Consider the following 11,629-nt stretch of genomic DNA (forward strand, 5'->3'; position numbering starts at 1 on the left):
CTTCTGCGCAGCAGGGCGTCCACGGCGGTGGCGACACCGTGCGCACCGCCGTGGACGCCCTGCTGCGCCGGAGTCGGGAGGCCGGGGCCACCCGGTGTTCCCTCCAGCTCAACGTGGTCGGGGTGGGCGCTCCGGGTACGGCCGCGTGCAGCGGGTTGACCTGTACGAATCCGGCGCCGAGCGCGCGGCCGGCCCAGGCGGTCAGTTCGGTGAGGTCGCCGAGGTCGCCCATGCCCCAGGAGCGGCGGGAGAGGAGGGAGTAGAGCTGGACGAGCAGGCCGTACGAGCGTCCGGTGGGCGTGGGCAGGCGGGGCGGGGCGACGACCAGGTGGCTGGTCGTCGTACGGCCGTCGGGGGCGGTGGCGGTCAAGCGGTGGACGCCGGGCGGGAGTTGGCCGGCATGGTCGCGGGTCTCGCCCTGTTCGGTCTCGACGCGCAGCCGGGTGCCGGCGGGCAGGGCGGCCAGTGCCCGGGGTTCGGTGCCGTTCCAGCACACCACCGTCGGCGGCAGCAGCCGCTCGTCCAGCTCGCGCTGCCGGGCGGCGAGCGCGGCGCCGACGGCGTCGGGGGTGCTCGTGTCGACGTCGAGGGCGGCCAGGGCGAGGGTGAGCGCGGCGGCGGAGGCCGTGACGGTGCGGTCGGCGGAGGGCTGGTAGGAGGTGGCTACGCCGTGCAGCCCGGCGAGGCGTGTCAGGTCGTCGGAGGGGAGATCTTCTGGACCTTCGGGTTCCCGGGGGCTTGCGGAACCCTCCGGATCCTCGGCAGGGGCTTCGGCCGACCGCTGTCCTGTCATCTACGGCCTCTCATCTACGGCCTCGTGGAGTACATGTCCAAGTCCATACCGGTGTCCATACCCAGGTCCATGCCCATGTCCCAGGTCGCGGCCTCGCTCGTCAGCGGCGCGGCGTCGGAGAGCGGCGGCTCGCTGGTGAGGGGCTCGGCGTCGGGGAGTGGCGGTTCGCTGGTGAGGGGGGTCTCGAAGCAGGCGCCCTCGGCGCTGAAGACGCAGGCGTGCATCTCGGGCTCGATGGGCGCCTCAGGTTTGGACAGGGCCGATGCTGTGGCCACGGGGGTCTCCTTGTCGAGTACGACGTGGGTTACCGCCGTCCCTACCCAGTGGACGCGACGGCAGACGTACCGAAACGAACAACGTGCCTCTCCTCACATTCTGTTCCGCACATCCTTTCGCCCGGGCCGCTCCTCCCGGATCATTTTCCTGATCACTATTCACTCAGTACATGTACTCGGTTAATAATGATCGGCATGAGCACCCGCCACATCCTTTTGGGGCTCCTCGCCACGGGGCCGAGCCATGGCTACGACCTCAAGCGACGCCACGACGAACGCTTCCCGCAGGCCCGCCCGCTGGCCTACGGGCAGGTCTACACGACCTTGCAGCGGCTGGTCCGTGACGGACTCGCCGAGGTCGACGGCATCGACTCGGACGGCGGCCCGGAGCGGACCATGTACCGCTCGACGAAGGACGGGGCGCGTGAACTGGCCGCGTGGGCCGGGGAGATCGCGCCGCCCGCGCCGTTCGTGACGAACGAGATCTTCGCCAAGGTCGTCGTGTCGATCCTGTCCGGCGGCGACCCCGAGGCCTATCTGCGCGCCCAGCGCGCCGCCCATATGACGCGGATGCGGGAGCTCACGGCGGTCAAGACCGCGCGGGGCACCGATCTCGCGACCGTGCTCTCGGCGGACTACGCCCTCAACCACCTCGACGCCGACCTCCGTTGGATGACGACCACGGCGGCCCGGCTCACCACCCTGACCGCGGAGGTCGACGCAGGATGAGCAACACAAAGGGAGGCGCGGTGCCGCTGCTGGCGGCCCGTGACCTCGTCAAGGCGCACGGCAGGACCGAGGCCCTGCGCGGCGCCTCGGTCGAGCTGCGGGCGGGCGAGATCCTCGCGGTCACCGGCGCCAGCGGCAGCGGGAAGTCCACGCTGCTGCACTGCCTGGCCGGCATCGTCCGCCCGGACACCGGCTCGGTGACGTACGCCGGGGAGCGGCTGGACCGGCTTCCGGAGAAGCGGCTGAGCGAGCTGCGGCGTACGGAGTTCGGTGTGGTCTTCCAGTTCGGGCAGCTGATACCCGAGCTGACGGCCCTGGACAACGTCGCGCTGCCGCTGCTGCTCGCCGGTGTCCGACGGCAGGAGGCGTGGGAGCGGGCCGGTGAGTGGCTGGAGCGGTTCGGGGTGCGCGGGCAGCAGGAGCTGCGGCCCGGTGAGATGAGCGGCGGGCAGGCCCAGCGGACGGCCCTGGCCCGGGCGCTGGTCACCGGCCCGAAGGTGGTCTTCGCGGACGAGCCGACCGGGGCGCTGGACTCCCTGGCGAGCGAGCAGGTGATGACGGCCCTGACGCACACGGCCCGCGAGGCGGGCACGGCGGTGCTGCTGATCACGCACGACGCCCAGGTGGCGGCGTACGCGGACCGCGAGGTGCGGCTGGCCGACGGGACCGTGGCGCCGCTGGAGGTGGCCGCGTGAGGGCCGATCTCCGGCTGGCCTGGCAGCTGATCCGGGGTTCGGACCGGCGCGAGTGGTGGCGGGTCGGGCTCACCGCGCTCGGGGCGGCGCTCGCGACCGGGCTCGCGCTGGCCGGCGTCGCGCTGTCCTCGCTCGACGGCTATGTCGCCATTCCGCTCGCGCACGACTTGCTGAACTCCCCACGACAGCGCTCCGGAGTGGTCTTCAGCCTGGCACTTCTGCTCATCCCGGTGCTCGGCTTCCTCGGCCAGAGCGCGCGTATCGGCGCCGTCCACCGCGACCGGCGGCTCGCGGCGCTGCGACTGGCCGGAGCCGCGCCCTGGCAGGTGCGCCGGATCGCCGCGCTGGAGACGGGGCTCGCCTGTCTGCTGGGCTCGGTGCTCGCGACCGCGGTCGCGGTGCCGGTGCTGCTGTCCCAGTGGACCAGTCCGACCGCGTTCGCCTGGGCGGGGATGACGCTGGTCGCGCTGGCGGTACCGGCGCTGGGCGCGGCGACGGCCGCGCTGGCGCTGCGCCGGGTGGTGGCCTCACCGCTCGGCTGGGTGCGCCGGGTGCGGCCCGCCCGGCGTCCGGGGTGGGTGTTCCTGACGGCGGCCCTGCTGCTCGCGGCAGCGGCGGGGCTGGCCCTGCTGACCTCGTGGTTCAACCGGCCGGCAGCGCTCTCCCCGGTTCCGCCGACCGTCCTGGCCCTGACCCTGGTGGTCGGCACCGCGGCGGTGCTGCTGACGGGCTGGTCCTCCGGCCTGCTGGGCCGCACCCTCGCCGCCCGGGCCCAGCGCCCGGCCCTGCTGATCGCGGCGGAACGCCTGCGCGACGACCCGTGGGCGGCGGCCCGCACCCACGGAGCCGTGCTGCTGGTGACGGTCATCGGCACCGGTTTCGTGGGAGTACGGCAGGTGCTGCTCGCCGAACTGCACGTCATGAGCCGCGTCGACCACCTCGGCATGGACATGGAGTTCTATACGACCGGCCTCGATCTGACGGCGGCCGCGATCCTCGTCGCCCTCGGGCTGGTCCTGTCCGCTCTGGCCGTCGGCACCGCCGAGTCCCTGGCCGCCCGGCGCCGGGGGCTGGCGGCGCAGACCGCGGCCGGGGTGCCGCGCGGGGTGCTGGCCCGGGCGCTGTTCCTGGAGACCGCGCTCCCGCTGGCCCCGGCGGTCGCGGTGGCGGGCGCCGGCGGCATGGCGATCGGCGCCTGGTACACGACGGTCACCACGGAGTACACGGTGCACGCCGTGCCGTATGTCTCCCTGCTGGTCCCGGTGGCGGTGTACGGCTGCTGCCTGCTGGCGGCGGCCACCTCGCTGCCCCTGCTGCACCGCTCGGTCCGCCCGGCGGAGCTGCGTTACGTGTGAGAGCCGTAGCGCGGCTCGCGTGAGAGCGGCCGTGCGGTCGTGTGACCGTCCGGCCCCGGGGGCACGGGGGACCCTCGGGGCCGGATGCCTCGCACCGCGCGGCAGGTATGCGAAGGCCCGGACGTCAGGCGGAAATGCCGTCGATCCGGGCCATGGCGTCCTCCGCGCCGTACGGCACCAAGTAGGGCAACCAGCGCGGGTCCCGGTGCCCGGTCCCGATGATGCGCCAGGCGAGACCGGTGGGTGGAGCGGGTTTGTGGCGCAGCCGCCAGCCGATCTCGAACAGGTGTCGGTCGGCCTTCACGTGGTTGCAGCGGCGGCACGAGGCCACCACGTTGTCCCAGACGTGCTTGCCCCCGCGGCTGCGCGGGATGACGTGGTCGACGCTGGTTGCGACGCCACCGCAGTACATGCACCGGCCCCCGTCGCGCGCGAAGAGCGCCCTGCGGGTAAGAGGAACGGGTCCCCGATAGGGAACCCGGACGAATCGCTTGAGCCGGACCACGCTGGGTGCGGGGACTGTGACGGTTGCGCTGTGCATGAAGGCGCCGGACTCCTCGAGGCATACGGCCTTGTTCTCGAGGACGAGGACGAGCGCGCGGCGGAGCGGTACGACGCCGAGTGGCTCGTACGACGCGTTGAGGACCAGGACATGCGGCACGGATGCCTCCTTGGGCGTCGGCGGCGCGTGGCTCGCGCCGGGACGATCTGTAGTCAGTCTCCCCTCTTGCCTGGTGAAAGCGCCACCATGTCCCGGTAACGGGCTGGGAGTGTTTTCGACCACATCTGATTCATCCCCAGGACGACGAACTGTTCATCCCACCAGTTCATCCCCAGGTGGGCACCGTTCCTCCCTCGAACATGGCGCCGATCCACACACGATGCCCCGATAGTGTGGTGGGCCTGCCCTGCCGGTGACCTTTTCGTGACCTTGATCGACCTTGACCGCCTACCGGTGGGGCGGACCGCTGCACCTGGAGGTACCTGCCGTGTCCTTGCCCGCCGACCTACTGGCCGCCGGTTCGACCACCCCGTCACCGACCCCGTCGGAGACGACGACCCCGGCGGTGCCCTCGCTCCAGGACGCCCACGAGAGCGCGACCCAGGCCGCGAGCTGGTTCGAGCAGAACTGGTCGACCTGGCTCGCGATCGGTCTCAAGGTCCTGCTGATCCTGGTGATCGCGGCGGTGCTGAGAGTGGCGATCCGACGGGCGATCACCAAGCTCATAGACCGGATGAACCGCACCGCGCAGGCGGTGGACGGCACGGCGATCGGCGGCCTGCTGGTCAATGTCGAGCGCCGCCGTCAGCGCTCGCAGGCGATCGGCTCGGTCCTGCGCTCCGTGGCCAGCTTCGTGATCATGGGCACCGCCGCGCTGATGGTCCTGTCCGCCTTCGACATCAACCTGGCCCCGCTGCTCGCCTCCGCCGGAGTCGCGGGCGTGGCCATCGGTTTCGGCGCCCGCAACCTGGTCACCGACTTCCTCTCCGGCGTCTTCATGATCCTGGAGGACCAGTACGGCGTCGGCGACTCGATCGACGCGGGCGTCGCCTCCGGCGAGGTCATCGAGGTCGGTCTGCGCGTGACCAAGCTGCGCGGCGACAACGGCGAGATCTGGTACGTCCGCAACGGCGAGGTCAAGCGCATCGGCAACCTCTCCCAGGGCTGGTCCACGGCCGGCGTCGACGTCACCGTCCGCTCCTCCGAGGACCTGGACAAGGTCAAGGCCACGATCAACGAGGTCGCCGAGAAGATGAGCAAGGAGGAGCCCTGGAACGAGCTCCTCTGGGGCCCGATCGAGGTCCTCGGCCTGGACAGCGTGCTGCTGGACTCCATGGTCGTACGGGTCTCGGCGAAGACGATGCCCGGCAAGTCCCTGACCGTCGAACGCGAGCTGCGCTGGCGCGTCAAGCGGGCCTTCGACGCCGCCGACATCCCGATCGTCGGGCGCGCCCCCGTCCTGGTGGACGGCGAGCCCACGGCGGACCCGACGGCGGGCATGGCAGCCCCCTCGGCCTACGCCAACACCTCCTCGCCCCAGGCCCAGGCGGCGACGCCGCTGGCGCCGCCGAGCGTGACGAAGTAGGCGGAGAGGCAGGCGGAGCAGCAGGCGGCGCGGGCCGGCGTCCGGGGCCTCAGTCGAACCACCCGCGCCACCGCGGCCACGGCCCCTCGCACCGCCCTTCGGCGACCGCCTTCGCATACTCGCGCCGGGCGATCTCCTCCAGCTCACGCCCGGTGGCCGGCTTGCTGTCGCTCGTGGTGATCCGGGAGAAGGCGACCACGCACTCGCCGTGCGGTACGGGCCGTGTCGCCCAGAACAGGGGTCGGCGTGTTCGGCCCGATGACGACGGTGCTGGCGGACGCGGTCAGCTATCTGCTGTCGGCGCTGGGGATCCGCGCGATCGACGGTAAGGAAGGGCAACAGACCGAGAAGACGCGGCCCTCCCCGGCCGCCGCCCCCTCAGGTCTGCGGATGAGCGACCTCCCGGCGGGCTGGCGGCACATCCTCACCCACCCCACCCTGCGCCCGCTGTTCCTCAACACCCTCGCGGTCAACTCCCTGATCATGGCGCCGGCCCCGCTGCTCTCCGTCCTCATGCTCGGCCAACTCGGCTTCACCCCCTGGCAGTACGGCCTCGCCTTCGCCCTGCCGTGCCTGGGCGGTCTGCTGGGCTCACGCCTGTCCCGGCCCCTGGTCGCCCGCTACGGCAGGCACCGCGTCCTTCTCGCCACGGGCACCCTGCGCGCCTGCTGGCCCGTCGGCCTGGCCTTCGTCGGTCCGGGCACGTCCGGCCTGCTCCTCGTCATGGCCGTCGAGTTCGGCCTGATCACCTGCATGGGTGTCTTCACCCCGGTACTGGCCACCACCCGCCTCGAACGGACGCCGCCGGACCGGACCACGCGCACCCTGTCGGCCTGGCAGATCACCAGCAGGACGACCACCGCGGCCGTGACGGCGCTGTGGGGCCTGCTGGCGGCCCTGACCGGCCCGCGCACCGCCATCGCACTGGCCGGAGTCCTGCTGCTGGCGACCCCGCTCCTGCTCCCTCGTCGCGAGCGAGCACCTCGCCGGAGTGCGGCCAAGTAGCGCCGCCAAGTAGCACCGCCGAGTAACGACTGGATTGCTGGTGTAGACCACTCTTGACGCCACCTTCCGTTCGGGTCTACGTTCCTCGGCATCCAGATAGGAAACTTTCCTAACAGTGATCCTGGATGGACTTCCGTCGTAGATCGCTGAGAAGCTGGTCAGCCGAGAGGCAGGTGTCGATCCCATGGCAGGAACCGCCGGTACGCCGGGCACCCCGCGCGTCCTGCGCGCCATGAACGACCGTGCCGCCCTGGACCTCCTCCTGGAGCACGGGCCGCTGTCCCGCACGCGGATCGGCAAGCTCACCGGCCTGTCCAAGCCGACCGCCTCCCAGCTGCTGGCCCGCCTGGAGGCCGCCGGCCTCGTGCTGGCGACCGGCACCACCGAGGGCCGCCCGGGCCCCAACGCCCAGCTGTACGAGGTCAATCCGACCGCCGCGTACGCAGCCGGGCTCGATGTCACCCCCGAACGCATCCTCGCCGCCCTCGCCGCCTCCGCCTCCCTGGCCCTCCTCGCCACCGCCTGCACCGGCCAGTCCGAGTCCGCCGCCACCGACGACCCCGACGCGAAGACGACGATCACCTTCTGGCACGGCTGGAGCGCGCCCACCGAGGTCAAGGCGATCCAGGAGAACGTCGACGCCTTCGAGAAGGCCCACCCGAACATCACGGTGAAGGTCGTCGGCAACATCAACGACGACAAGCTCAACCAGGCGCTGCGCGCGGGCGGTTCGAACGGCCCGGACGTGGTGTCGTCGTTCACGACCTCCAACATCGGCAAGTTCTGCTCCTCCGGCGCCTTCCTCGACCTGCAGCCGTTCATCGAGAAGTCGAAGCTCGACCTCGACAAGCTCATCCCGAAGCCGATGCTGGACTACACCCAGTTCGAGGGCACCCGCTGCGCCCTGCCCCTGCTCGGTGACGCCTACGGCCTTTACTACAACAAGGACGCCTTCGAGAAGGCGGGCATCAAGTCCCCGCCGAAGACCTGGTCGGAGTTCGCGAAGGACGCCAAGAAGCTGACTGTCAGCAAGGGTGACAGTTATCAGCAGCTCGGCTTCATGCCGACGTACCACGGCTACGAGACGGTCGTGGACCACTACATGTCCCAGTGGGACCACGCCTACTTCGACCAGGACGGCAAGTCCAACATCGCCAAGGACCCCGCCTTCGCCGAGATGTTCACGTACCAGAAGAAGCTGATCGACGACCTCGGCGGCTTCTCGAAGCTGGAGAAGTACCGCAACACCTTCGGCGACGAGTGGGGTGCCAAGCACCCCTTCCAGACCGGCCAGGTGGCCATGCAGCTGGACGGCGAGTGGCGCCTGGGCATGGCCCAGCAGGCCGGCGTCGACTTCGAGATCGGCACCGCCCCGATGCCCGTCGCCGACGACGAGGTGGACGAGTACGGCAAGGGCTTCCTCTCCGGCACGATCATCGGCATCGCCCCGCAGAGCGAGAAGCAGAACGCCGCCTGGGAACTGGTGAAGTACCTGACGACCGACACCGAGGCCGTGGTGTCCTTCGCCAACGCGATCCACAACGTTCCTTCCACCTTCGCGGCCCTGAAGTCGCCGGACCTGAAGGTGGACGAGGGCTTCCAGACCTTCCTGGACATCGCCCAGAACCCGCACTCGAACACCCCGCCGGCCTCCGTCAACGGCTCGACGTACCAGACGACGCTCCAGGACTTCGGCTACCAGTACGAGTCGGGCAAGGTGAAGGACCTCGAGGCGGGTCTGGAGAAGACCGCGAAGCAGATCGACACCGACATCGAGCAGGCGAAGTAGCGCCTGATGTCCACGCACACTCTCCGCGCGAAGCGCCGCAGGTCGGCGCTTCGAACGGTGGCCTTCCTGGCACCGTGGCTCATCGGTTTCGGCGTCTTCTTCGCCTACCCCCTGGTGTCCACCGTGTACTTCTCCCTGATGAAGTACGACGGCTTCGGCACCCCGGTCTTCCGCGGCCTGGGCAACTGGGCGTACGTCTTCAACGACTACCCGCTCTTCTGGCCGGCCCTGCGCAACACGCTCTGGCTGGTCCTGGTGATGGTGACCTGCCGAGTCCTCTTCGGCCTGGGCATCGGTCTCCTCATCACCAAGATCAAGACCGGTGCGGGCGTCTTCCGGACCCTCTTCTACCTCCCCTACCTGGCTCCCCCGGTCGCCGCCACCCTGGCCTTCGTCTTCCTCCTCAACCCCGGCACCGGCCCGGTCAACTCGGTCCTCGACGGCCTGGGCCTGCCCACCCCCGGCTGGTTCACGGACCCCACCTGGTCCAAGCCGGCCCTCACGGCGCTCGCGCTGTGGGGCGTGGGCGACCTCATGGTCATCTTCATGGCCGCACTGCTCGACGTACCGAAGGAGCAGTACGAGGCGGCGGAGCTGGACGGCGCGTCGGCCTGGCAGCGGTTCCGGTTCGTGACGCTCCCGAACATCTCACCGATCGTGATGTTCGCCGTCGTCACGGGCGTGATCCAGACGATGCAGTACTACACACAGCCCCTGGTGGCCGGAAAGGTCGCCTCCGGCATCATCGGCGGCTCCGGCCAGCAGTTCGAACCGGGCTACCCCGACAAGTCGACGCTCACCCTCCCCCAACTCGTCTACAACCTCGGCTTCCAGCGCTTCGACTACGGCTCGGCCTGTGTGGTCGCGCTCGTGCTCTTCGCCCTCGCCATGGCGTTCACCGCGCTGCTGATGCGGCGCCGGGGCGGACTGATCCAGGCAGGTGACTGACCATGACCCAAGTACTGGACAAACCGGTTCAGTTGGCAAACCCGACAGTCGCCGAACGCACGGCCCGCCGCAGGGCACTCCTGGAATGGATCGCGATCCACTCCCTCGGCATCGCGGTGGCGCTCTTCTTCACCCTCCCCTTCGTGTTCGTCGTCCTGACCTCGCTGATGAGCGACCAGCAGGCACTCACCCGCGACCTGGTCCCGGACACCTGGCAGTGGAGCAACTACACCAAGGTCTTCGACACCCCCGGCTTTCTGACCTGGTGGAGGAACACCCTGATCTACGCGGGTCTGGGCACGCTGCTGACCGTGGTCTCCTCCGTCCCCGTGGCCTACGCACTCGCCAAGTTCCGCTTCCGCGGCCGGAACCTGTCCCTGATGCTGGTCATCTCGATGATGATGCTGCCGCCCCAGGTCGTCATCATCCCGATGTACCTGTTCTGGGCGAAGCAACTGGATCTCTCGGGCACCCTGTGGCCGCTGATCATCCCGATGGCGTTCGGGGACGCGTTCTCGATCTTCCTCCTGCGCCAGTTCCTGATGACGATCCCGAACGAGTACCTGGACGCGGCAAGGGTGGACGGCTGCGGCGAATTCCGCACACTCACCCGGGTCGTCCTCCCCATGGCGAAGCCGGGCATAGCCGCGGTGGCCCTCTTCCAGTTCTTCTACGCGTGGAACGACTACTTCGGCCCCCAGATCTACGCGTCCGAGAACCCGGGCGCCTGGACGCTCTCCTACGGCCTGGAGTCGTTCAAGGGCGCGCACCACACCGACTGGAACCTCACCATGGCCGCCACGGTTCTCGTGATGGCCCCCGTGATCCTCGTGTTCTTCTTCGCCCAGAAGGCGTTCGTCGAGGGCGTCACGCTCACCGGAGTAAAGGGTTGATCGCATGAAACTCACCGTGGTCGGCGGAGGCTCGACCTACACGCCCGAACTCATCGACGGCTTCGCCCGCCTGCGCGACACCCTGCCCATAGAGGAACTGGTCCTCATGGACCCGGCGACGGACCGTCTGGAACTGATCGGCGCCCTGGCCCGCCGCATTTTCGCCCGCCAGGCCCACAACGGCACGATCACCACCACGACCGACCTGGACGCGGCGGTCGAGGGAGCCGACGCGGTCCTCCTCCAGCTCCGTGTGGGCGGCCAGGCGGCCCGTGAACAGGACGAGACGTGGCCCCTGGACTGCGGCTGCGTGGGCCAGGAGACAACGGGCGCCGGCGGCCTGGCGAAGGCCCTGCGCACCGTCCCGGTCGTCCTCGGCATCGCGGACCGCGTCCGCCGCACCAACCCCACCGCCTGGATCATCGACTTCACCAACCCGGTCGGCATCGTGACCCGCGCCCTCCTCCAGGAGGGCCACAAGGCGGTCGGCCTGTGCAACGTGGCGATCGGCCTCCAGAGGAAGTTCGCCACGCTCCTCGACCTGCCGGCCTCCGAGATCCACCTGGACCACGTGGGCCTCAACCACCTCACCTGGGAGACGGGCGTACGCCTGGGCGGCCCCGAGGGCGAGGACGTCCTGCCCGCCCTCCTGACCGACCACGGCGAAAGAATCGCCGCGGACCTGCGCCTCCCCCGCACCCTCCTGGACCGCCTCAAGGTGATCCCCTCGTACTACCTGCGCTACTTCTACGCACACGACGAAGTGGTACGGGAACTACGCACAAAGCCCTCCCGGGCCGCCGAAGTGGCCGAAATGGAACGCCAGTTGCTGACCCTCTACGCCGACCCGGCCCTGGACGAGAAGCCCGACCTCCTGTCCAAACGAGGCGGCGCCTACTACTCGGAGGCCGCCGTGGACCTGGCGGCGGCCCTGCTGAACGGCGCGGGCAGCCCGTACCAGGTGGTGAACACCCTCAACAGCGGCACGCTCCCCTTCCTCCCCGACGACGCGGTGATCGAAGTACAGGCAGCAGTGGGCGAGAAGGGCCCCAAGCCCCTC

At 70.0% G+C, this 11,629-nt stretch carries 12 protein-coding genes and 1 pseudogene; 9 read left to right on the top strand and 4 right to left on the bottom strand.

What is annotated here, in order from left to right:
• Window positions 1-793: 4-alpha-glucanotransferase (locus tag L0P92_RS36270; protein ID WP_234767314.1), on the bottom strand; the 793-nt coding region annotated here is incomplete at its 3' end.
• A gap of 14 nt (window positions 794-807) precedes the next feature.
• A complete protein-coding gene (locus L0P92_RS36275) occupies window positions 808-1,017 on the bottom strand; it encodes a hypothetical protein (protein WP_234767324.1) in 210 nt (69 codons plus the stop codon).
• Window positions 1,018-1,263: 246 nt separating this feature from the next.
• Here L0P92_RS36275 and L0P92_RS36280 point away from each other — a divergent pair, with 246 nt between their 5' ends.
• The 3 genes from L0P92_RS36280 to L0P92_RS36290 are packed head-to-tail and all read left to right on the top strand — an operon-like array spanning window position 1,264 to window position 3,847.
• Window positions 1,264-1,797: a PadR family transcriptional regulator gene (locus L0P92_RS36280; RefSeq protein ID WP_234767315.1), complete on the top strand. Its 534-nt coding sequence runs from the start codon at window positions 1,264-1,266 to the stop codon at window positions 1,795-1,797.
• The gene (locus L0P92_RS36285; RefSeq protein ID WP_234767316.1) at window positions 1,794-2,492 is read left to right on the top strand and encodes an ABC transporter ATP-binding protein; all 699 of its coding nucleotides are present in this window, start codon (window positions 1,794-1,796) and stop codon (window positions 2,490-2,492) included. Before L0P92_RS36280 ends, L0P92_RS36285 begins: the two co-directional genes overlap by 4 nt.
• Complete coding sequence (locus L0P92_RS36290) at window positions 2,489-3,847, top strand: FtsX-like permease family protein (RefSeq protein WP_234767317.1); 1,359 nt, start codon at window positions 2,489-2,491, stop codon at window positions 3,845-3,847. Before L0P92_RS36285 ends, L0P92_RS36290 begins: the two co-directional genes overlap by 4 nt.
• A gap of 124 nt (window positions 3,848-3,971) precedes the next feature.
• On the opposite strand, the gene L0P92_RS36295 is transcribed toward L0P92_RS36290, so the two are convergent.
• Window positions 3,972-4,508 (bottom strand): HNH endonuclease, encoded by a 537-nt coding sequence (locus tag L0P92_RS36295; protein WP_217207240.1) that lies wholly within the window; start codon window positions 4,506-4,508, stop codon window positions 3,972-3,974.
• A 328-nt stretch (window positions 4,509-4,836) separates the two neighbouring features.
• Here L0P92_RS36295 and L0P92_RS36300 point away from each other — a divergent pair, with 328 nt between their 5' ends.
• Window positions 4,837-5,934: a mechanosensitive ion channel family protein gene (locus L0P92_RS36300; RefSeq protein ID WP_234767318.1), complete on the top strand. Its 1,098-nt coding sequence runs from the start codon at window positions 4,837-4,839 to the stop codon at window positions 5,932-5,934.
• 49 nt (window positions 5,935-5,983) lie between these two features.
• On the opposite strand, the gene L0P92_RS36305 is transcribed toward L0P92_RS36300, so the two are convergent.
• Window positions 5,984-6,133 (bottom strand): hypothetical protein, encoded by a 150-nt coding sequence (locus tag L0P92_RS36305; RefSeq protein WP_234767319.1) that lies wholly within the window; start codon window positions 6,131-6,133, stop codon window positions 5,984-5,986.
• Between the two features lie 2 nt (window positions 6,134-6,135).
• Here L0P92_RS36305 and L0P92_RS36310 point away from each other — a divergent pair.
• The 5 genes and pseudogenes from L0P92_RS36310 to L0P92_RS36330 form a co-directional block, all read left to right on the top strand.
• Window positions 6,136-6,939, top strand: a pseudogene (locus L0P92_RS36310) (MFS transporter); the annotation flags it as partial.
• Between the two features lie 184 nt (window positions 6,940-7,123).
• Window positions 7,124-8,728, top strand: a complete 1,605-nt coding sequence (locus L0P92_RS36315; RefSeq protein ID WP_234767320.1) for an extracellular solute-binding protein — start codon at window positions 7,124-7,126, stop codon at window positions 8,726-8,728.
• Window positions 8,729-8,734: 6 nt separating this feature from the next.
• Window positions 8,735-9,676: a carbohydrate ABC transporter permease gene (locus L0P92_RS36320; protein WP_234767321.1), complete on the top strand. Its 942-nt coding sequence runs from the start codon at window positions 8,735-8,737 to the stop codon at window positions 9,674-9,676.
• A 2-nt stretch (window positions 9,677-9,678) separates the two neighbouring features.
• The gene (locus L0P92_RS36325) at window positions 9,679-10,569 is read left to right on the top strand and encodes a carbohydrate ABC transporter permease (RefSeq protein WP_234767322.1); all 891 of its coding nucleotides are present in this window, start codon (window positions 9,679-9,681) and stop codon (window positions 10,567-10,569) included.
• A 4-nt stretch (window positions 10,570-10,573) separates the two neighbouring features.
• Window positions 10,574-11,629: family 4 glycosyl hydrolase (locus tag L0P92_RS36330; RefSeq protein ID WP_234767323.1), on the top strand; the 1,056-nt coding region annotated here is incomplete at its 3' end.

Origin of the sequence: Streptomyces muensis (assembly GCF_021474425.1) — a bacterium.
Classification (GTDB): domain Bacteria; phylum Actinomycetota; class Actinomycetes; order Streptomycetales; family Streptomycetaceae; genus Streptomyces; species Streptomyces muensis.